This window comes from Achromobacter sp. 1L-A-4-B-C2 (genome assembly GCF_057291955.1).
Window position 1 is genome coordinate 387,777 of the sequence record NZ_JBXAWP010000005.1, and the last position, 23,056, is coordinate 410,832.

Annotated in this window: 10 protein-coding genes; 5 read left to right on the forward strand and 5 right to left on the reverse strand. The window is 58.8% G+C overall.

From position 1 onward, the window contains the following. Position 1: 1 nt before the first annotated feature. Positions 2–2,584 (reverse strand): hypothetical protein, encoded by a 2,583-nt coding sequence (locus AC0Z35_RS23775; RefSeq protein WP_485132841.1) that lies wholly within the window; start codon positions 2,582–2,584, stop codon positions 2–4. Positions 2,585–2,889: 305 nt separating this feature from the next. Between AC0Z35_RS23775 and AC0Z35_RS23780 the strand changes: the two genes are divergently transcribed. Beyond that, positions 2,890–4,031 (forward strand): IS3 family transposase gene (locus AC0Z35_RS23780; protein ID WP_485132840.1). Its coding sequence is split into 2 segments (ribosomal slippage): positions 2,890–3,142 and positions 3,142–4,031, totalling 1,143 coding nucleotides; the frame shifts between segments, so codons are not numbered across the junction. Between the two features lie 224 nt (positions 4,032–4,255). On the opposite strand, the gene AC0Z35_RS23785 is transcribed toward AC0Z35_RS23780, so the two are convergent. Both AC0Z35_RS23785 and AC0Z35_RS23790 read right to left on the reverse strand, forming a co-directional pair. Continuing rightward, complete coding sequence (locus AC0Z35_RS23785) at positions 4,256–5,221, reverse strand: hypothetical protein (RefSeq protein WP_485132839.1); 966 nt, start codon at positions 5,219–5,221, stop codon at positions 4,256–4,258. 135 nt (positions 5,222–5,356) lie between these two features. Beyond that, entirely contained in the window at positions 5,357–6,715 is a 1,359-nt protein-coding gene (locus AC0Z35_RS23790) for a hypothetical protein (protein ID WP_485132838.1), read from the reverse strand. 565 nt (positions 6,716–7,280) lie between these two features. Here AC0Z35_RS23790 and AC0Z35_RS23795 point away from each other — a divergent pair. Both AC0Z35_RS23795 and AC0Z35_RS23800 read left to right on the forward strand, forming a co-directional pair. Continuing rightward, positions 7,281–7,913, forward strand: a complete 633-nt coding sequence (locus tag AC0Z35_RS23795) for a hypothetical protein (RefSeq protein WP_485132837.1) — start codon at positions 7,281–7,283, stop codon at positions 7,911–7,913. Positions 7,914–8,327: 414 nt separating this feature from the next. After that, a complete protein-coding gene (locus AC0Z35_RS23800; RefSeq protein ID WP_485133319.1) occupies positions 8,328–8,669 on the forward strand; it encodes a DDE-type integrase/transposase/recombinase in 342 nt (113 codons plus the stop codon). 446 nt (positions 8,670–9,115) lie between these two features. On the opposite strand, the gene AC0Z35_RS23805 is transcribed toward AC0Z35_RS23800, so the two are convergent. After that, positions 9,116–9,367, reverse strand: coding sequence for an integrase core domain-containing protein (locus AC0Z35_RS23805; protein WP_485133321.1), 252 nt, complete (start codon positions 9,365–9,367; stop codon positions 9,116–9,118). Between the two features lie 508 nt (positions 9,368–9,875). Between AC0Z35_RS23805 and AC0Z35_RS23810 the strand changes: the two genes are divergently transcribed. Both AC0Z35_RS23810 and AC0Z35_RS23815 read left to right on the forward strand, forming a co-directional pair. Then, positions 9,876–16,613, forward strand: a complete 6,738-nt coding sequence (locus tag AC0Z35_RS23810; RefSeq protein WP_485132835.1) for a hypothetical protein — start codon at positions 9,876–9,878, stop codon at positions 16,611–16,613. Beyond that, positions 16,610–21,397: a hypothetical protein gene (locus AC0Z35_RS23815; RefSeq protein ID WP_485132834.1), complete on the forward strand. Its 4,788-nt coding sequence runs from the start codon at positions 16,610–16,612 to the stop codon at positions 21,395–21,397. Before AC0Z35_RS23810 ends, AC0Z35_RS23815 begins: the two co-directional genes overlap by 4 nt. A 700-nt stretch (positions 21,398–22,097) precedes the next feature. Here AC0Z35_RS23815 and AC0Z35_RS23820 read toward each other — a convergent pair. Then, a complete protein-coding gene (locus tag AC0Z35_RS23820; RefSeq protein ID WP_485132833.1) occupies positions 22,098–23,030 on the reverse strand; it encodes a ComEC/Rec2 family competence protein in 933 nt (310 codons plus the stop codon). Positions 23,031–23,056 lie beyond the last annotated feature (26 nt).

Consider the following 23,056-nt stretch of genomic DNA (forward strand, 5'->3'; position numbering starts at 1 on the left):
ATCAATTTCCCTCTTTGCTCAAGCCCAGTGAGATATCGGCATCTCCGAATGCAACAAGAGAGAGCCCTAAAGCAATATCAGAGACAAGAAGCTTTCGTCGAATTGAATTCATCAACTCTCCGATCGAAGTGACTTCCTTGTTATCTGGAGATACCGACCGACGGAGTGCTAAGGAGAATTCGAGAGCAACACGATTTGCGTGCCTTCCTAGCACGTCAGTCATAGCGGCAACAACAACGCGGGCTCCCTCTTTCATTAGCTTCGTAGAAAGGCTCGCTCCAACCATTCGACCGTAGCCAGAAGAACAACCCATCGCAATTACAATTGGCTCTGAGGGCCCAATATGAGCTTTTGAAAGAGCTGCGATTAGCAATGTATCATCGTCTCCGAGATGCATTTCATCTTCTGCTATATGAACCACAAGGATCAATAAGTGAGGCTGAAGTTCTTTAACATGGGAACACCACTCATCCCACGAATTTGGCCTGGAACAACCTAGCTCCCTAACAATATCCGACGTGCGGACTTGTGCGGTCTCTTTTGCCCCGTCACTGCCACTAAATTGATCGGCTTCCTTACTAGCGGAAAAAAGTATAGGCTCTACCCCAGCAATCCTATCCCGCTCTGCTAGATCTTTTGGTGCCGCTAACCAGATACCCGGGGAACTGCCAGGTCGCCAAACCTGCCTCTCAATGATTGCAGTAAGCCCAAGAAAACCCATTGGACAAAATTGCTTTGCTTCAGATCGGATCGGACAATTGGGACGAGCGACTCCCGCGGATAGACACAATTCACTATCACTGCACATTCCGTACTTGGAATTTGTCGGAATATTCCCATCGTAAAGATATTCCAAAGGGAGAAATGCGTCATCTTGGCTGGTAAGCTGCATTCGATCAATGTGAGCAGGCCAGCCCTTCACATTATCCCTTAAGTACGCTAATAGCTCACGCCCTCGCCCCGCAAGCCGTAAGAGGATCTTGGCCGTCGGCTCATGCGGATTTATGACCGCCTTCTCTAGGATCTCCAGCATTTCAATACGTATTCTATCTACTTGGGTATCGTTTAGGACCGAAAGATCTACTCCCTCTGAGGTAAGAGACGTAAGGCTAGACACACCGCCTAAGCTATCGTTTACCAATAGCGCAAGATCGAATTCTTTTTTTTGAGCGCCAATGGATCCGACGATACTTTCTACCTCGAAACTCACCCATCCGCTGAGCTCGCCTTTGATTCTTGCGGTTTGAATGAGCCTCGCCCCATCGCTAATAATAAAACGAAGGTCCATTTTTTTTGTTAGATGATAAGTAAATTTGGCCGCAGTAGACGGGCCATATTTTGGTATCTCTAGCTCTTTCGTTACAGGAAGCGCACCCACTTCAAACATATGAATTTGTATTTTTTTCGAAGAGCCGGTCCACTCCACTTCTTCGTCTGGAAATATTGGTCGAAAGTCATCGAATTCGGCCTTCGGTCGAATTTTTACAAGGATATCTACAGCTCCAAAAGCCGGCAGACGTCGGATTACTTGTGAATTCAGAGTTATGCAAGCATCAATCACTCTAGCCTGACATTCTGGGGGTTCCTTTGATTCCACCAGATACTGGGTATTTAACGTTTCCCGAACGCTGGAGGACGATGCATGAGAGGAGAAGAAATTTGAATTTAAACTTGGATACTCATCAACATAATAGCCAGCCAAGCCATTGGTTTCCTCAAAATCGCTGGCTTTGGAATGTAAAAACCGATCACTATCCAATATAAATTTCTGAGTTGTAGCGACAATACTTGCTTGTATTCCGCTTGCGTCGTTAACTGTGCTAATTACCTCATCAACGGATATCCGTGATCTTTGCCATGCCGCTAAGAACATCTCGGCCCAAGCAAGCCCTTCATCATATTGTGTAGGAACATGTATAAGACATCGAGCTCGATGTTCTTCGCGAGACTGCACAATGCGAGACATTTCGCTGTCTGACACAGAGCCTAATAGAATAGCAACAACAGTTCGTCTGCTGACCTCGAGAGCATCGGATGACGTCGTAAGGAAAATATCGACTGACTGCATTGCGTCGTGCGTTAAATCCTTTCGCGGCTCAACTAGGGGCGTCGAATATCCAATTCTCAGCGCGTCGGAGACGTGAATAATAGGCTGTTCAGGATGCGCTCTAGCTACACGAGGCATGGGTACACCAGCTCGTCCGGGCCACTCTGGAAATACCCGCTCAGAGCCAACCACTTTTGCGAGGTCGGCAATTACTTCCGTTCTGACCTCCTCTGATTTTTCCCAAATATTACGGCTCACTCGCAGTCTAATTTTTCTCCGTAAACTTATATAATCGAATACTTGAGCGATAGTTAATGCTAGCCTTGGTTCAAGCCAACGATCTACGTTCAGAACTTGACTTTCCGGATCCCACAGGGCGATGCCATGACCTGGAATTGAACTTTCAAGGAGGGAACGAATCTGGGTCGGATCAGTTGGCAGAGTGCGAATGCCATTAGCTACCAGTATTCCTAGACTTGTTCGAACACGAGAGGCAAGATGTGCATCTCTACCTAACCATTCTGTATCGGCAAACATCGATATACCTATTCAAAATTATTGTCAGCCATCCACTACTGCACGTTCCCCGGATGCTTTTTTTTCCAGACCGGGTACTCTCCAGGGGCAGACCTCCGCAAAAAAATTCGTGGATCGTTCCGCTGGAGGAGCACGTTCACTCAACTTAGCTAAACAGCCGAACGGAAAACAATCAAAATGTAACACGGCGCAGCGCTTATATTTTCCCGCTAAGCTGCCGCAGTGTGACCCTAACCCAGTTTTTAGTACCGATCTAAATTAGAGAAATCCGGCATGATTTCACCATATGGAATAGGAGCCATGCCGTGAAGAGATCGAAATACACCGAAGAGCAAATCGCCTTTGCGCTGAAGCAGGCCGAACTGGGAACGGCCGTACCCGAGGTCTGCCGCAAGATGGGCGTGAGCGAAGCGACCTTCTACAACTGGAAGAAGAAATTCGGCGGGCTCGGCCCCTCGGAGTTGCGACGGCTGCGCCAGCTTGAAGAGGAGTGCAATCGCCTTAAGCGCCTGGTCGCGGACCTGTCGCTGGACAAGGCAATGTTGCAGGACGTTCTGGCAAAAAAGCTCTGAAGCCTTCGCGGCGCCGCGTACTCGTGGATGATCTGATGAAGCGCTACGGCGTCGGCGTGACCAAGGCATGCGCCGCAGTCATGATTTCCCGGTCGTTGTATCGCTACGAATCGTGCCGACGCGACAGTGGCGCGCTGATCATGCGAATCCACGAGATAGCGCATACGCGCGTTCACTACGGATACCGGCGTGTACACGTGATGCTGCGCCGCGAAGGCTATCGAGACAATCACAAACGGGTCTACCGTTTGTATCGAGAACAAGGCTTGTCGTTGCGGCACAAGCGCCCCAAGCGCAATAAGTCGGCGCAACGTCGCCAACCCAAAGCGGTCGCGCAAGCCATCAATGACATCTGGAGCATGGACTTCGTCATGGACCAATTGTTCGATGGTCGCCGCCTGCGTGCGTTGACTCTGGTCGACAATTACACCAGAGAGTGTCTGGCCATCGACATTGGGCAAAACCTGCGGGGTGACGATGTGGTGGCGACGCTCGGTCGCATATGCGCACTGCGCGGCTTGCCGCGCGTCATCAAAACCGATAACGGCAGCGAGTTCATCTCCAAAGCCATGGACAAATGGGCATACGAAAATGGGGTGGAAATCGACTTCAGCCGGCCCGGCAAGCCGACGGACAATGCGCAGTGCGAATCCTTCAATGGCCGCTTCCGTCAGGAATGCCTGAACAGCCACTGGTTCTTGTCATTTGCCGACGCCAAGGAGAAAATCGACGCCTGGCGGACGTACTATAACGAGGTTCGTCCCCACTCCGCGCTGAAGTGGCAGGCACCTGCTGAATACGCGCGCCAGCACTTGGCCAGCGGCCAAAGTACTAACCTCAATGAGCCGGAAATCTCTACTTCTGATCCGGACTAATTCGGGGTTAGGGTCACGATCAATGCCGGGCCGACGCGTTCGACTGCATCAAACGGTTCTACAACCTCGTCGGCAGCACTCAACGCTGGTCTTTGTAAGCTTCGAAGCAGTCGCTTCTTAGGTTACCCAATCTGTCCGGAGATCCGGGGCAAGCCCAGACTTGCCTAAGAGTCGCCTAGTCGGAGCGACTCAAGGCCCATCTATCTTGCCAACTGATCTCACGCTCATTCCCGCCAAAACGACCAAGAATTGGAAGAAGTTTGTGATAGCTCACAATTTTTTAAAATCGCGGCGATTGATTCAAAGTCGGCAAGCACCTTATCCACGGATAGGATCACTGTGAGGGCAAGAATCAGATAGGACACAGCACTTTCTTTGGCGACTGAGATGGCTTTTGTTCCATGCGCAATTGCATTCCTCAATCCGGTGAGCTGATCAAAGTCAAGAATAATTGACGTATATATTTGATGTTTTTCCAAATCTTTGCCACCAAACGCCCCTACAAACAATCGCTTGAGCTTTTCAGACAGTCTCTGCTCATCAGAATTCGAGTTAAGGCGATAGTTAATGAAGGATTCCAGCGCGCAGTAGAATAGAAACGATGCAATCTTGTAATCCTTTCTGAGCATCACGGCGATGCCTTCGCCAAGGATTTCCAGGCTGACATTACCCCCATCGTCATAACCATTCAGACCCAAAACGTCACAAATCGCGTATATTCCAAACCCTTCCGGCTGAATGCCAGAATAACTCGCCTTATACCCACCGATAAATTTGATCGTTTTCTCAATATTATCCACAGCAGGTTTATCTATACCATGCAGCTCAAAGTACCCCACCCCTTCGACAGATAAATTGACATCGGGATTGACAGCCAAAATTTCCGTCAGAGTTTCCCCGCGCCCCTGAACCTCGCCCAAATTTAATTCTTTTCGATAATCTTCGAGCTCTTCGTCTGCAAGAATTCCCTCTGCCTCTATATCAATATGGATAAGGAAACTTAGACCCAAAGGAAACTCATGACAATCCGAAAAGAAATACGTCTCCATATTATAACGATCATAACTAGAAATGTCGTAATTTGGATTATTGTCGATATCAAACGCGACTCTCTGCTGGACAAGGATCCCAATGGCCTTAAGCATCTTGAGTTCAAGACCATCTATTTTTTTAAAATTCTTGTAATTCATCAACCACCTCAATCCCAATGCCTGCCACATATCGAAAAAATGCGACGAATTTCAGTTACTCTATATAAAATGCTCTCGTGCGCTCATGACATGAAGAAGCATGCATGCTCAACGTATTGATTTACATCTCTACCTCTATGCCTGCCAATGAGGTCCCGATCGCGTCTGGGCGTCTGGAGAGAGGACTAAAAAGCATTTTTCTAGGGGTTTCGGTCGGGAACGGCGAATTCCACACCATTGCGTAGTCTCATCAAATGCCCAACTCTCGTCAGGAGGACTCTCCGGCACAAAATAGTGGCAATAGACGTACTCAAGTTGCTTTTCGCCAGGATCGAACTTTCTCGCTGTCGCGAGGATTTTGGAATGGCGCACGCGCTCGACCTTGTCGCCCTCAACCGCCTCGAATCCGACATGAATTATGCTAGGGCGGCCCTCGGGAAGCTGCGCTGTCGCTTCCGATAACTTCTTGCGAACATCTCGGGCTTTACTAGCTATTGCTGCATCGCTCAAACTCTCCCATTGCAACACAATGGCCAGATCACAATCATCGACATAACGGGGATTATCTCCCCGCTTTATCCTGAGCTTAGTTTGATAGTGGGCATTTCTAACATAACTGCCAGTCAGAAGCTCCGTAATTCGATGACTACTTCCCAGGACCATGTCCGTGGCCAGCACCTGCCTTAATGGACGCAAATCGAGGATGGAAATACTGCCATCCGCAGTTGCATCACTCCACTCGATATCCTTAAATCCAGATTCCAACCACTCAATTACCCTTTTCATGAGGTAGTCGTTAGCTACTGCCTTAAGTTCGGTCTTAAAGCTTACTTTACACAGCGTGTTTTGCTTTAGGATTCCCAACTGCATTGAGCAGGCGGACCAAAGCCGCCCAATCTGCAGCCGTTCACTATCGCTGTACTCTCCCACCTCCATGCGCTTGCATTCAACGGCCCAAGTGCAGCCATTAAGCGTGACGTCCATGTCGTAAGTCTGCGCCTGACCCGGTCGCTCCTCAGCGAATGCAACTTTAGCTCCAACCCGGGCATAGCAGGAGGCAACCAGTAATTCAAATAAGCCGCCGTTAGGTTGTCCGCGTTCTTTCCCGACCATACGATCGACGCGCGACTCAACTCCTTCAACCTCTTTTAGCAGATCCAGATCTCGCCCGATGGCTAAAAATATCGGGACCACCCTTGCACCATATAGATAGTCGTAGTTTCCGATGTGATCTAGCATAGCTTCGGCAAGAAACAGGTACCAGCCAAACCCATCCTTAGAATCGAAAAAACGGCCATCCGAGACCTGGATCCCCAGGGCACCGGCGTATAACCTGCGCGCGGCTTTCTCCCTGCGCTCTATCCATTGCTGAGGAGGCATGAAGCTCTTGAACCAGTCGACAGCTCGACGCAGTTGGGGGTTGTCCGGCCATTCAGCGGGACGAGGATTAGGAGGATCGAAGAAATCAGGTGGGAATTCCAATTGGTCGATCATTGACCGGGTTTTCAAGGAATTCATATTTAACGTTTCAGTTCGGAGGTTGAGGAACCTTGGGACGTTCTTATCATTACTATCACTGATTGCATACAAATATCATTCTTTAGCATGCAATGCAATATCACGTCTTGTATTCAACTGAAACCCATCCTCCAAGTGCGGCAACGACCATCAATTTATGCACACCATGTGAAATGCAGTGGTCACACAGGATATCGCTTTGCGATTCATATGCCAGCCACTCAGGAGCAATGCACTACAGCATGAAGCCTAGACCAAAGGCAACACGCTCTACCCACTACCGAAGGTCAACAGCAGTGTAGACGGCGGCGCAATGCCCGACGACGCTCCCCGGCCAGCGCCACGACGCAAGCCGCCGTCGCACGCGCCACCACACCGGGCAGCGCCGGCATTAATTGCAGCGCCTCTAGATAGACCCAGTAGGGCGAACGTGAATTCGCGCTGCTTGAAATAAGGCAACATCTCTTTCAGAGTCCGGGAAAATACGTGCATCAAGCGCTGCGTCTTGCGCTACCATCTTACATAAAGAGGAGGACAAGACATGCCCGATACGCGCGATGAAATCCTCGCCGAATGTGCCCTCGCATTCGGCACTAACTCTGAGGACTGCAACAAGTATGTGAAGGCGGTTTCTGCTCCGTTCTTCGACCCGGATCTCTTTACCGGACCGGGTATGAACGCAGATACGATCGTAAAGTTGTTGAGCGAATCCGCGGACTGGACCCGACTGGGTACGTCGCACGATCAAGCCATAGCTAATGCAAAGGGGGGACAGTTCGTTGTGGCGGGAATGACCTCAACAGAACTGGAGAGCACAAATGGTCACCTTGCAATAGTGGTTGGCGATGACGGTGAGATGTCGGGCAACGTGCGGGTCCCGATTTGCTATGCGGGGAGCCTCAACCCTGCAGCCCGCGTGCAGCGCAAGCGTGTCTCGGAGACATTCGGTGCACAGGTCGCCAGGGACCGCAAGATTCACTACTTCTCGCGCGACGTTCAGACCCTCCCATCGGTATTTGCCGTATCGCGCCTGGTCGACGAGCTACGAGGTGTGAAGGTTCCCACCACCGAAATGGCGCTGCTCCAGACCGTCGATAAAGGCAAGGGCAAAGGCAAGGATGCTGCCAAACTAAAACTGAAGACAGGCGCGATGAAGCGCAAGCGGAGCGGTTGAGATTGGGGGCTGCGCTACCGTAATCCCCTCGCAAAAGCGTTAGTGGGGTTTTAAGCGGTCAGTGCAACATCTCGTCGAGCTCTTCACCTGGAGTCTTGAAGCCCAACGTCTTTCTGGGACAAGCATTTAGCTCGGCCGCCACTTTGTCCCGGCCAACGCCAGCATTTGAACGAGATGCCCAGGTCATTGATGCCCTCAAGCCCATTGTCACGCGGTATGGGCGGTGGGAATTCTGGAAGTGCTTTACCCGGCTGCGGCTCGACGACCGCTCCTGGAATCAAAAGCGCGTTCATTGGGTGTACTGCGACATGGGCTTGAATTTGCCTCGGCGCTGCAAAAAGGCGGCTACCGGAACGGCCTCGACAGCCGCTGGATCTGGCCACGGAGCCCAATCGCTGTTGGGCGATGGACTTCATGCATGACGCACTCTATTGTGGCCGACGATTCCGGAAGCTGAACGTGATCGACGAAGCGAATCGCGAATGCTTGGCCATCGAGGTGGGTATGTCCATCCCTTCGGCTCGACTGATTCGCGTCCTAAGTCACTTGATCGATTGCTATGGGCCTTCCCACGCTATACGCTTGAACAACGGTCCGGAGATGATTTCCGACGCCTTTACCGAATGGGCTGCCGCGAAAGGCATCTCGATCCGTTATGTCCAACCTGGCAAGCCGAATCAAAATGCCTTTATCGAGCGGTTCAATCGCACCTATCGCTCCGGAGTACTTGATTACACATCTTTTCGCCAACCTTGAGCAGGTCCAAGCGATTACCGATCGATGGTTCGTTGATTCCAACGAATACCGCCCACGCGAGTCGCTGGGTGCCTCCCCCGGTGCAGTTCATGCCTCGGTCAACCTTTGCTCCATCGACTATCTGCGAATGTCTACTTGACAGAGGGCTTACGCGCGCGGTAGAGCAGGCTCGACCTGGACATCGTGCGCCTTGCCCCGCGTCGCGACATACCGCACCACTGCGCAGGAGATGGGCCTTACTCTGCCGTTGATAGCCAAACTCGAGGAAGTAATGCGATCACTCCGACTTCGGGCCGAGGATACAGCGTTGCCATGCTTCCGCCTGCACATGCGCGTTTAACCCTGGTAGCCATCTGATTTATGTACCTGGGAATTTCACGCGTACTGACAATACCCAAAATTCACCATGGGAGCATGTCCGCAAACAATGGACAATAAATCAGTGGCTATGTCGTCGAGTGACCTGACCCCCGAATTTCGTCCTGTTCCGACGTAGAGTCCAAGGTTAAAAGCTGTTGTTGCCGATGGGCCTGCGCGAACTGCTCGGGAGTTACATATCCAGGCGCGCCATATGGCCGCTCGGCTTTGTACTCGATGCGCCAGTCCTCGATCAAGGATTTGACTTGGCGCAACGACAGAAACCATTGCTCGTTCAGGTATTCATCCCGGAATATTTTTGTTGAAGCATCTAGATGCAGGCGTTTTCCACGGGTTTTCCTGTCTGATAAACGACAGCTTTACTCCGACTTGATAAGCCCACGCATCCAGGGCCCTGCCGGCAAACTCAGGTCCGTTGTCCACGGGGATCGACCGAGATAGACCGCGCATTTGCGCATGTCGTCGCAGCACCTGTGTCACCCGCAATCCTGGCGGTCACGTATCGACCTCTATGGAAAGGCACTTTCGCATGTGGTGATCGACGATGTTCGGACATCTGAGCCCCCGCCTTAGGCTAGGGGGTCGGCCAAAAAATTCATCGACCAGCACTGATTCGCAGCGATTCCGCAGTGTATTAGGACAAGCCGACCGCGCAACATTACAGCTAAAGAACACCAGTAAGTGGTAGTGCCTGTGGCCTTCTAGGCGCGCGTCCGTTCAAGAGCGGCCAGTGTTTCGCAGCATGAGTATGTGTTGGCTTTACTTTTGGGGGACGTCAGCGTGCGCAAACGGAGTCTCAACAGTCGCAATTCGCGGTCGAAGTCAGGCATGGAGCTGACGCGTCGAAACTTGGCCGCCGGGACGGGTGCCGCAACGCCCAGCGATGGCGGCGCACTGTCGCAGTCCCCACTTACCGCCCTCGTCCCGGTCAGTTTTATCAAGTCAGGTGGCAGCTACGAGCTAAAGCGTGGCACAGCGAAGTTATGGCGCATCGATGAACGTCTTTTCGACCTTACTGAGCGAGGACGGATCAGAGTAGAAAATAACGGCCAACGCTTAAGCGTGAAAGGCCTTCTCGCCGGCACCAATATCGAGGTGCACCTCTCTATCTCGATCAATGGCGCCAACCTCGAGTTCTCGTCATTTGGAAGCGGCAAGCAGACCATCTCCATCGATAACTGGAGCGGAAGTGTGGATGGTGTTGGCCTTGAGTTCCGACTCGCCAACCACCGTGACGCATATTTGCGGCTTGAGCGGTCGACTAGCTCATTCGAGGCCACGCTCTTAGCGCCATTCGCCTTTCACGTCGAGGCCGATTTTTTGTATTCTGGTAGTGAATCCGGGGACGGACGTGCTGCGAACGTCGCATTCGAGGCGATGCGCGACGATGCCGGCTTGGACCCAGAGGTCGGTGAGCTCCTAAAGGGCGCCCGCCCGATCTCCCGGCTTAAGCTCGATCGCGTCGAGCTTAAAAGGCCCGTAGAAGGCTGGAAGCTTGGCAGCGTCGGCAAGCGCATACTGCGGCTGTTTTTCCCTCAAGGGTCGGGCAGCGTCGTCTTGGACCAAGTGATCCTTGGCTCTACTCGCTGGGTGCTACGCCGCCGGGCGACATCCGTCGGCAGCGGTGCCCGCATCCGCTATGGTGACGAGACGTTCGGCCGCGACATCCACGTCGCTGGAACGGAGCTTCTCGAGGTCCTGAACGGCTTCTCCAAGCCCCGTGGACTGAAGGTGGAGGGAGGGCCAAGGCCCTTTTACGTGGAGGCGGAACGTTTCGCAGCGGCGGTTAGACTGCGCGACGACCGCTATTTTCCCGACTTCCATGGCCAGAAACATATCGACTTACCGGTCGAACTTTTCGTCCTCCATGTCCGCGGCGGTGGAAGCACTCGCTTCGAGGCCGATTTCCGGTCGGTGACGTGGGACTCGAAGGGGGCCGAAGTCGGCGAACCGGGGCTGAACCGCTCCGCACCTATCTGGAGCACCGAAGGGACCGTTGGGGTAAAGGCGAGCCTGACTATCGGCATCAGCCGCCCGGCCGACGACACTAACCGCATCCACTTAGGGGAGGACGACTCGGCCAGCATTTGGTTGCACCGAGAGGGAGCCACCGGCATAAGGGTCGACACCCCGATCCTGCGCTTGAGGCGCAGCGCCGACGCGCTCGACCTGGGGGTAATGTTCTATAACTTCAGGCTCGACGTCGGCGCCACTTCCGAGCTCATCGCCATTGCTGGCGCGCAGCGCGGGATACGATTCAACCCGCAGCATATCGAGGAGGAGTGCTTCTCGCCGCCGCTGGAAACGGACATGGCAACCACGACGATCACGCCGTTCACGCGGAGGCCCTTCAGATCCAGCGAGAACTCGACGTGGTTCCCCGGCGGTCCACCCACTTTGATCGCCCGCACGCAGGTCGCAGGCGCGAGCCGTGTCGTTTTTCAGCCAGAGCCCGCGCGTACCATTCAACTCGACGCAGACGCGCTAACTGACTGGAGCGCGCTCAAGCTGGTTGTACCGCCCCGGGCTATCGACGAGCGAGCCGTCGAGGAGCAGCTCGCACTCGTCGGCATAAAGAGGGAAACGGAGCAGCAGACCGGGACGACGCGCGCCGAGGCACGCGAGCTCGTGACGAAGTCGCTCGTCCAACCCTTCGCGGACGAGACTTCGCTCGAACTGGTAACCGGCCTCTACTTCGCTCCAGACGACACCGCCCGATTCCGCACGAGCACCGGGTCTGAGTCACCGCCCGCGCTATGGACCGCCGAGCTGGACACTGTCCCGATGTCGGACGTCTTCGCGCAGGAGCCCCCCCAGACCACGGCGAGGTCGGCAGTCGTCCGCGCGGTATGGGCCAACGGCCTGGAGCCTGGCTTCCTGTTCGGCGGCACGTGCCCGGCTCCTGCGCCATTTACTGCGTCGACGACACGACAGGACCGCATCGAGATCGCGCTGCAGTCCTCCACGTTCGGCCTCGCCGGGCTCCGCGCGATAACGGTGCAGGGCGTTGACGTCCCAAACAGCCGCGTCCGGCGCGTCGACCGCAGCTGGAATTTCATCGACCACGAAGGTCTGCCCGCTCCCGGCGGTCCTTCTGACGGGCCGCTACTTGTCCAAGAGGGCGTCTTCTCGCCGGCGCCGTTCAAGGGCTTCAAGGCCCGCCTCACCGGCTTCGGCGCCGACATGGACGCCGAGTGGCAGGCTGAACCGGTCGCACCTTACAGGCGGCCGAGTGGGCCCGACCCGTTCTTCCAGAACGCTTTCTCCGTCGAGCGCTATCTGCACCGGACCCGGCTGGGCAGCGACGTCTTGGCCCAGGTCGTCCACAAGGGCTTCCTGTTCCCATACGGCTTCCGCGTCGCGCTAGTGAAGATCACCACGCGGGAACCGATGGTCCTCGACGAATCCGGCGCAATGATGCCGCTGATCACGCGCCACTACCTCATTCCCAAGCCCGTCGTCAAGGCATATCCCGGCATCTACCAGCCGTTCGGCGGCCGCGAGGTCCCGCTATCAAGCGCAAGGCTCCTCGGGGAACGGACGCCGGAACTGGACGGCACTCAGATGAAGCCGCCGGCGGACATGAAGCTGCCGCCGCTGACGATAAGCCCCAAGCCACCCTACTGCCCGTTCCCGGACGACGACGAGCAGCCGCCGCGCGTGTTTTGGCCGATGCTCAGGACCGGGGGACGGCTGAGGTTCGAGTTTTCCGCGGACGATCAGGCTACGCCGCGCACGCTGCCGATGCTGTTCGTCTCGAACTTCGACGCGAACCTGCCGGGCAGCGTCCGTGCGGTCATCGACTACTACAACTCGCTCGCCGCGACCGACCGCACCGAGGACCACCATCGCGCGATGACGATCTTTGCTCCGCCGAAGACGACGGCTAGTGGCACAAACGCGGAGAACGGACTAGGCAGCACGAGCTTCGAGACCGACCACATCGTCCTCAAAGCCCGGGCGCGGATGCTGCCCGAGGATCCGGGCGGACAGCCGGCAGACGACGACGCGCCATACATTCTCGACGCCTATATGAACGGCGCGGACGAGCCTCCCTTCTACCCGGTAATGGAAGAGGCCAGCATCACGGTGCCGCCGCTCGACCGGATCATGGGCTCCCCCCAGGGCCTCAAGCGCGTCGGCTATAACAGCACCTACGTCCGCCACGGCTTCCACAAGGGGCTGAACCCCGCCGAGCTCTACCTGAACTATCTTGACGAGAGCCTGATGGACATCGGCGGCGACGGCCGGGTCTCCGGCGGCGTTCTGCGGACGCCGACAAACATATCCGGCGTGACGCGCGACAATGCCGTCCTCGGCGCCATGTCGAGGCGGAGTTTGAGCACCGCGAAGGCGAGCGCGGCGCCGGGCGGTGACCCGCCGGTGGGCACCGATGGCCATGCCCCGTGGAACTTCGCCTCCGTCACCGCCGGCAAGTTCGACCCCCGCAGCTTCTTCAACGGCGCGAAGCTACTCGGCGTTGTGGACCTGGCGCGTGTGGTCGAGGTTGCCGGGATCGACACGCAGCCGCAACTGAAGGAGGTCTACGACTACGCGCTCGGGGACGATTCCGCGCTGACCGCGCTGCAGATCGCTGCCACCAATGTTGCGTCTCTTATCAACGCCGCGATTGAGGAAGCGGAAGCGAACCTGAAAAGGATATTCGAAGGCGTGATGGGCGGACCGGCGCCGGACAACGTGACGATCGAGCGCTTCTACCCCGAACTCCACAAGCAGCTAACGGAGTTCGCGATCGCGCTGCAGGAGGACCAGAAGGGGAAGGACCCACTCGTCTGGGCAACTAAACTCGTCGGGCAGTGGCGCACCGTGAAGGCGGCCGTGGACGCGGTCATCGCGAACCCCTCGCCAGAACCGCTGCGTGCGGGAATGGCCGAGTTGCGCGGCTACCTCGACGACCTCCAATCGGTGTTCGGAAAGAATCTGCACAACGCCCTAAGGGACGCCGCCAGAGCTCTTGTCGAGGGCGCGGTCGAGAAGCTGGCCCTGGACATCGCGGCGGCCTGCTTCGACCAGTCGGGGCAGCTTAAGTCGCCATGGTTTTTCGAGGCGGTCGCGGGAGTTCCTCCCCTTCCCACTGACACAGCCGCCACGCTTGTGCCCAGAGTGAAGGCCATCCTGCAATCGCCGGGCGCCGCCGCGCCCGAAATCGCCCGATCCGTCCTCGGAATGGCGCTCAACGTCCCGCTCCGCAGGGTGGTGGCCTCGGTCAAGGCGATCGTCGACAGCGCAACCGAACTCGAGGGAGCCGCGATCGAGGCGGCCGCACGCGCTGCGGCCGCGCTGTCGCGGAATGTCGCAGAGGCGATGGTCGAGCTGGACACACTCATCGCGGCGGCACGCCAGAACGCGACCGCCGCTTGCCTGGCCGCGGACGGCGTCTTCCGGCTGGAGGATCTCTGCAAGCTGGCACTTGAACTCGTGCCTTCCTCCACCGATATGGCCGTGACGTTCACGGCAATCTGGGAGGCATGGCCCGAACTCGACGTCCCCGGACTTCCGGCCTCTCCGGCAGCGGCGGCAGCTCGCCAGGCGAGTGCGCGGCTCCGGAGGGCGGTGACCGGCGTCGAGACCGCGTTCGCCACGTTCAACGCGACGCGCAGCGACATCGCCGCTTTGAGGCTCGACGACATCTGCCGCGGACAGCCACAGCAGATCGCGACCCTCATTGCGCGCATCTCCGGCGCCCGCGAGGAGCTTGTCCCAGCACTGCAGTCGTGCGTGGACGTTGTCCGCGACCTCGTCGCGACCTACGCGGCGCTACCGCAGGGCGAACTAACGGACGCGCTCGCGGCCCTTGCAGACCTGCGGCGGAGGCTAGTGCTTATGGCTGCCGACCTGACTTGGGCGCGGGTCGCCACGCTTGGCCAACGCCTCGTTTGGCTCGAAACGGTCCCCGTCATCGGCCCCCGGGTCACCACGCTGAAAACCGAGGTGGTCGCCGCCGCGGCGGATCTGCGGAAGCAAGCCGACGATGCGGTCAACGCGACGCTGGCGGACGTCATCGCGACGACCAAGGCATCACAGCAACTTGCCGACGCTGAACGAAGGCTGCTGAACCTTGCAAGTGACTTCTCGAGCCTCACCACTGAACTCGTCGACGACATCGCCAAGGTGCGCGACGACCTCATCACCGGCGTGGCCACCCCGCTGATCGCGCTGAACCAGAAGGCGCTCGACCTCGCGAACAAGGCCATAGGTGTGTTCGACGCCGCTCCGGACCTAGTCAAGCAGTTCACGCAGAAGGTCTACAAGCGCCTCCTCGCTGCGCGCGATTTGATCCAAGCCGATCTCGCGGTCCTCAAGAACCTCTCTACGGCGAACGGGACTCCGGACTTCGACAAGCTCATGCAGCGATGGCGGAGCGGGCAATTCGGACTGTCCGAGGCCGTCAATCTGATCCTCGACTTCTTCAATGCCATCATGACCGGACAGATCGGCAGCATCTTTGACCTTGCCGCTATGCGGCAAGCTGCCGAAGAGGCGATCCGCCAGTTCATCCCGACCAAGGTAAACCTGACCTACGACTGGACGGGCGATCTCAAGGAACACTCGATTTTCGAGCCGCGCGGTGACAAAAAGCTTAAGCTGAGCAGCCGCATATTGGTCGACCTGCTCGACCCGTCGGACCGCAAGGTTGCAGTGACGGGCAGCGTCGACCGGTTCGCGCTCAACCTCTTCGGGTCGCCGGACCTTGTCACCATCGAGTTCGGCGACACCAAGTTCACCTTCTCCGGCGGCGTGCCGAAATTTGACACCAGAATCACGAAGGTGAGGCCAGGCACGGCCCTGGCGTTCATGGACAAGCTGTCCAGCCTGCTCGGCGACGACGAAAACAAGATTTACTTCGAGCCCATCGGCGCGCTCGAAGGTTTCAAGGCCGGATATCGGTTTAGCAAGGAGCTGATCGATTTCGGCGGCGTCCAGATCACCAACTTCGGCTTCGACGCATCGCTCTCCATGTTCTTCGATCGGCGAGAGGCCGAGGCCAGGTTCGCAGTGGCGAGCCGGGACGCTCCCTGCGGACTGATCATCGCTCCGGCGTACTACGGTGCCGGTTTCGTATCGCTCACGACAACGGCCGAATCCGTCGTCGCCTTCGAAATCCAGCTCGAGTTCGGGGCAGCGCGCGCCCTTCAGTTCGGGCCACTCAAGGGCCACGCCAGTGTATCCGCCGGCATCTACCTGATGCACGCGACAACTCCGGACGTGAGCAAGACGCGGCTTGAGGGCTTCGTCCACGCGGTCGGCGAGGGAAATATCGCGTGCTTCGGCATCAGCGTGAATTTCGAGGTGAAGGTCGTCCACGAGAGCAGCGGAACCGTCACCGGCACCGCGACCTACCGCTTCAGCTTCCGCGTCGGCTTCGTAAAGGTCAGCTACGGCGTGACAGCGACATACGCCTTCGGGAAAGATGGCGCGCGCGCGTTCACCTCGCCGTCGCGTCCATGGCTGCTCACCCAGGGCCACTGCCCACCGTTGCCCGACAAAACCCGCGAATGGCTCTGCTATCGCGACCACTTCGTATCGGATTGGCCCGGACTATGAACAACTGCAGCGTCGAATGCACCTCCGTACCCGATGGCTTCACGAGCGCCGACGGCACAAAGCTGCGCTTGAGCGTGATCCTCCGGCCGGTCACCCACGATCCCGCCGATCCTGCGACTGGGCCGTCCATCGACCTCGAACAGTGGCCGACGCAAGTGCCCGGACTCAACTTCAATGTCTGGGCCGGGCCGTCGAAGTCCGCCTTGCAGCTGGTTGGGGCCATCTCGGCGGGAACTGCGTTCGAGGACGACCTGACGGCCAGTATCTCCCCGCATGCCCAGAGTTGGTGGAGCGGCCTCTGGCAGAACCCGGACGATCTCGAAGGCTACCTTTCACTCCTGAACGCGCCCGCGAGCGGATCGGACACCAAGGTGGAGGGTTACGACTACTCGCGCCTCCACCAGGGCGCCATCGACAGGTCGCTAGAGGAGTTTGCTGCCGCCTTCGTAGCCCACTCGGTTCGCCAGAAGGGCAAGGACCTGACGAAGGAATTCAGCGGCCTCGCCCTGCGCGCCGCGCGTGACCCCAACGACCCGCTTGTCCGAATCGCCCGCGCGCTGAAGTGGAAGGCCTTAAGTTCACCCCCGATCTCGGATCCTGCTACAACCGTCGAGACTATCGTCCCCACGGACGAGAACCTCGCCGAAAGCGTCGTCGAGCCGCCGCCCCGGGGAATGGCCAGCGGAGCCACGCTCGACGCTGATTTCGCACGGGCGCTCGATCCCCAAACGCCAGAAGTCGTGCTGAGGGTAGGCGGGCTCGGCGCGTTCCGCTCAGACCCGCCGACGATAGGGACCACGGCCGAAACAAATGACGGCGACTTCGAGCGTGCGATGCGCAACGACGAGGACCTGCTAGCAGAGGGCGCCAATCCGGACGCGCTGGATCCCAAGCTCGGATACGTGCACCAAGTCATTGGCGCGCTGCAGGCGCACCCGGCGCTGCGCAAGTTCGCTCGGCAGATCGCCGACATCTCGCTCGATGCGGGCGTGCTGCGCGCGGCGTTCCCCGCCGTCGCGGGAGACCTCAAGGGAATCATCGCCGTCGAGGCTGCCGCACCCGGGGGAACCGCTCCTGTCGCCCCGTCACCGACCGCCCTGTTCACGGCTTTCAAACTGGGCTCGGCGGGAGCCGCGCTCTTCGAGCCATGTCCCGAGGCCGAATTCGAGGACGCCGCGCGCCCGACCACCGCGATCGGCACCGCGCTCCCGTTGAAGGACGGCTTCGTCGAACCCCAAGTCTATGGCGCGACACGACGGTTCCAGATTGCCTCGATTGACGCGATCGCCGCATACTACTCGCGCAGGTGCTCGGAGGACGCGACGCGCAAGGCGTACCTCCGCGGCGCACTCGCGAGCAGCGTGCCGAGCGAGCCGACCGGGTTCAGGACGCGCGGACTGATGCTGCTCGACCTAGGCGCGCAGAAGATGACCGAGGCTGCCGAGAAGCGGCAGCGAGCAATCGAAATTGACCGCGTGCTATTTGCCGAAGATCTCGTTGACGGCTACCGCGTGGACATCGTCGCGCCAAACGGCACTGTCTTCCAAGCGTGCGCGCGGACAGTCGAGTATCACGCGTTTGACGCCCTGAAGGAGAACCTGCGACAGGCCTACCGGAATCCACGCAACGACGGATTCGTGACGCCGCTGGCGAGGTCCTGGACCGCTCCGTCAGACGACCCGGCCAAACCGGACAGGCACCTGTCCGTGTCACAGGTGGTTTTCACGTGGACCGGGCGTCCGCTCGGACTGCCGTCCGGGGAGATTGCCGAGGCGCAGAAGGCAACCGGCGAGCACCCTGACCTCGGTGCCGAATACGACTTCGACAACGCCCGGAAAGGACCCATCCTCCGCATGTTCGGCCACTATCGGTTCATGCTGCGGGCCCGGAAACTCAATGGTTCCAGCGTGGCGAGCGACGCCTCGCGGGTCGGCGACTTCGCGCTTGGGAGCGAGGACGACAAGCTGGGGCGGCTGATGAGCACCAGCCGGAACGCAAACGATCCCGGCTACCAGTTCGGCATTGTCGAGAAGGCGCCGGCGCCCACGCTGCTCGTCCCGGATGGCTTCGTTGGCCACGAGGGCGTCGATCCGGCAGACCGCGAGAACGTTGGCAGGATCATCGTCAGGACGGGATCAACGGAGAAGAAGGTACGCTGGCTGGTGTCGCCGCTGGTCGGTTTCGACCTCGCTGAGATGCAGGGTCAATTCGACCCGCTGTCCGCATCCAGGACTGACCGAGACAAGGCAGCGGAGTGGGCGAAGTTCGGCGCATATCGCTACTTGGTCCACGACCCTGCAACGGGAGCCTTCCCGACGATCAAGGCCGGTCCTGCGACTGTTGCGCTCGTCATGCAGACCACGCGCCCACCGGTGGACAACCCCAAGACTCCCTATTTTGTCGACGGAACGCTGCGCACGGTCGGCGCCAAACTAATGGGTGACAAGTCGACGCCGTCCGAAGCGATTGCCTCCTCCACGCTCGCATGGGATCCCGCATTTTTCGCGCCAGCGGCGCCGCGCGGCCTTGACCTTGGGTCGGTCGTGCCGATCCGTCTCGAGGTGACCGCGCTTGGACCGGGTGGCGTGAGCACGATCCGTATGGGGGAGCTGTTCGCGCTCGAGCTGCCCGGACCGGCAGGCCGGAGGGTTGATTGCCCGACCATCTGCGTCGATGTGGCGCCAGCGGATTCACTGAAGCTGGAAATCTGGTCCAACCGAACGCTGGAGGCGTTCCAGGCGAACCCGACCGTGGCCGCAGCGACGGAGGGCTCCCGATCAACCATGCTGGGAATCGACTCCCTGCTCGATCCGGGCAGCAACCGCAGCCACGACCTCTATGCGACATTCGTCCGCAACCAGCGGGTCGCGTCGCTCAGCGACGTCGCCGCGATCACGATTGAGCACCCGGTACCGAAGCCGCTGGAGCGTCCCGGGGTCACCTCAACGCTCGCGGCGTTCCGCGCGACCGACGCGAAGTCGTGGGAAGCCGTCGTCTGCATTAGCAATGGGCGCGACGTCCCCGACGCCGCGAAGGTCTACTCCACCGGCCGCATTCGTGTGGATCGCAAGTCGACAGGCGAGGTGTGGGCGGAGGCGTTCTGGGTCGAGGTCGCGTCGAAGGACCGCGTCTTCCGCAACAAGACAGCCGAGACGCCCGGCCGCGTCGAGCAGAAAGACCTTTTCGAACGGAACACGCCGACCCTGTCCCGCAGGCTATTCTCGATCAGGTCGCTCGAACTGCCCGCGATCGGAGACGGCGAGACCGGGGAGGACTACCTGCGTCGGATCAACGAGATCGACCTACTTCTGCAGGACCGGCCGCCACCGCCGCCCGGCGGCCCTTCGGTGCCGAGGAACCCGCGCTTCCTCAGTGCGGACTTCGACTGCGACCAGCATCGAATCCTTGCGGTGCGCTTGGTGGCTCGTTCGCGATTTGCGCCCCCCGACGCCCCCGCCGAGCCTTCCCCTCAAGCTGGCACGACTGCTCCGCTGGGTGCCACAGCTACGCCGGCCCCGGAGGAGACGCCCGAAGACTCGACATACCTGACGTCGTCCGCCTCTCGGGACGCCTGCCGTGCCGCCGTCGAGCGCGGCAACTGGGACACCATTGGCGTCTTCCGGATCAACATGCCCGCCACGCGGCGTCCGCCCGCGCCCTACGTCACCAGGGACAAGGGAACGCTTTACCAGCGCGTCCTCCGCACCTCTGCGGACGGATCGGAGACTTCGCTCGTCCACGTCTACCGGTGCTGGCTTGACGGCGACTGGTTCGCGTCCGGGCCCGGGGAGAAGCTCGCCATCGTGTGCCGCCAACCCGGAGCCGCCCCGCTGCCCGGCTGGGCCGACGCACAGGTCAGCCGCTGGGGCGGGGACGGGGCGAGCGTTCCCGGCCACAAGCTTTGGATGCAGAACGGCCTGGCCGAGGACGAAGCGTCCTACCTCTCCGCCAGCCAGATTGGCGGCGCCTGGACGGACCAGACGGTCATGCGGAAGAATGAGACGGACTCGAACGACACTGCCCAGGTCGCGGTCGCCTGCATTGAGCCAAGGTTTCACGCGGGGTACGGCCGCTGGTATTGCGACATCGAGCTGAAGCCCACGGGTGCCTACAAGGCGGCCGTGAAGCTGGTCCTAGCGCGCTACCAGAAGGACTCGCTGGCCGGCCGGGCCCTGTCGAGAACAGTCCAGATAGACGCCGTGATGATCCACCAGCCCTGGCGCTTCTCAGCCCTGCGGAAAGGCTCGACCATCGAAGTCACGGTCACCGGCCCCGCCTACCGCGGGCGAGCGCCAATGCTTGACAAAATGGATGGCGTCTCCGAAGGCCACAGCACAAGGGTTCTCTCCGATCTAGTCGGGGAGGTGCGCCCGCTCCCGACAGATGATTTGCCGTATACCCCGCTCATAGTCGCTGAACTCGAGAGGCTGGATCCACACGGGTATGGACCGCTTCCGGTGATGAACGGCGGCCTCGTTGTAGCAGCTACCAGTCTGGGCGTGCGACCGCAGCGCGTACCCGAACCGGTTGAGTCGTTTCACAATTCGGTGATGATGTCGCGCTGGACGCTCTCGCTGGCAATTCCGCCAGAGGATGCCGGCAAAGGCCTCGCGGTGAGGGTGGGTCTGTCGTCCGCTCACGCGAACTCGCAGGCCCGCCATCGGAGACCGACCGGGGTGGGAGTCGGCAGAGACGGTGCCGCGTTCCAGCCATCGGCGCTAGACGGTGAATTGATCTACCTGCCTGAACCAATCGTTGTGCAGATGCGCGTGGGAATCAAATAGACTGAATTGCCCCCCAGACATCATGACATCCAGCCAGCCGTCGGTGGCGGCCCGAACAAACCGCTTGAGCGCCAAAGTCTCTAGCGTCTGCCCGACCAATTGTTCGCGTTCCTGGCGATCGTCTGAGGCATTGCCTCCCCTTTCCGGACACATCAGAAGGCATGATGATGCCCGACACGCTCTTGAACGCGTTCAAGAAGGCGCGGGACGTCCGCCATGTCACCTTCCCTTGAATCTCATTCGTTGCGCGGCGCAAGTTTCTTTTCGCTCTGCACGACAAAGTTCGGTCAGGGAACTGCTTCGCACGATTTTTCGAACGCGCGCCACCCTCGCTCGAACGGGTGTCCACAAGCTTAAAGCGGCCGCTCAAGCCTTGCCTTTCAATGGCGCCGATTGTCCGGAAGCAGACGATAATCGTTTGGAGCTAGTTACGGCAGCCAGCCGACCGCAGAAAGCATGCGGGCGGGTCAGCCTTTGGTACACCTGATCACTCGGAGCGACTGACCGGAGGAGGTTGAGCGCTCCCCAGCAGCGAACGCTGTACTCGCATGACATCTACCCTTAACCAAGCGACTTTTTACCTACCGGGCATCAGAGTGCACTTGGTTCTTTCTAACATGGCGTGATAATCGCGCGACTTCAAGCTCAAATTGTCTGTGCTGCTGAGTTTGAAACCACCGTCGGTTCATGAACGAATTGGTCAGATAAATTGCCTTGACTCCACATTTCTCTTAGGAATCAAAGGTCTACCTGAGGAAGCCGGTTCAGAGTTGTTTTGGTCTGCAACACGCGCCACGCCCGCTTGGTCGCCAATGGCCAAAGCAATCAGCACCGGCGCATAACGGTGTTCCCCCAATGCCCGCCGCAAACCCACGCGCACGTGGTGTCGCGCCCGTTCGATGGCCACCCCTGCCGACGCCCAAGGCTTGTCATCCAACAACTGCGGCCGCCCACGCACCGTGCCCACCGCCCGCAAGCCCCGCGCGAACATGCGCCCTTCCGCGTCCGGCCCTGCCGGGTTCAGTACGCCATGCGGCCGCCGCAACACAAGCGCCATGCGCCAGATCTGGCCCGGCAGCAGTGCGGGCAGTGGCACGGTCGCACCGGGCGGCGCTTGCCATGTGACCTGGATGCGAGACGGAATGCCCGGGCGCGCGGGCTCGGCTCGTTCGGCAATGAAGCGATGATGCCGGCCATCGCCGTCCGGCAGCTCGGCTACGCGCAAGGTCAGGCGGGAGACTTGGTCCTGATGCAAGTCCGCCAGTGAATCTCCAAGGCGCAGGTGCGCTTGAAGGCACGCGTTAAGCGTGCCGGCGCAAAGGCCCAGCACAAGAGCACAGACAACGCGCAAAGAACCGGCGCGGCATCGCAGGCGATCCGCAGCCGCAACGCCGGCCGAAACGCCGGCCAAAACGCCGGCCAAAACGCCGGCCGAAACGACGGCCGCAACGACGACCACAACGACGGCAGCAACGCCCCCCGCTATGCCTGTCAGCGACAGAACGAAGGCGCCGGGCAATACCGGGAAGCACTGCACCCACGCCGCGCCGCCCACGAACGCCAGGCAAAAAGAACGACCAGTGATGTCCGCCTCCTGAAACCAGAAGCGTAGAACAAGCCGGCCGTAGGGCACTCACCGAATGAACGTTTTTATCCACC

Coding starts and splice junctions, on each gene's coding strand:
- AC0Z35_RS23790 (WP_485132838.1), bottom strand. CDS start 6,715: ATGATCGACCAATTGGAATTCCCACCTGATTTCTTCGATCCTCCTAAT.
- AC0Z35_RS23785 (WP_485132839.1), bottom strand. CDS start 5,221: ATGAATTACAAGAATTTTAAAAAAATAGATGGTCTTGAACTCAAGATG.
- AC0Z35_RS23810 (WP_485132835.1), top strand. CDS start 9,876: ATGGAGCTGACGCGTCGAAACTTGGCCGCCGGGACGGGTGCCGCAACG.
- AC0Z35_RS23815 (WP_485132834.1), top strand. CDS start 16,610: ATGAACAACTGCAGCGTCGAATGCACCTCCGTACCCGATGGCTTCACG.
- AC0Z35_RS23800 (WP_485133319.1), top strand. CDS start 8,328: ATGCATGACGCACTCTATTGTGGCCGACGATTCCGGAAGCTGAACGTG.
- AC0Z35_RS23775 (WP_485132841.1), bottom strand. CDS start 2,584: ATGTTTGCCGATACAGAATGGTTAGGTAGAGATGCACATCTTGCCTCT.
- AC0Z35_RS23795 (WP_485132837.1), top strand. CDS start 7,281: ATGCCCGATACGCGCGATGAAATCCTCGCCGAATGTGCCCTCGCATTC.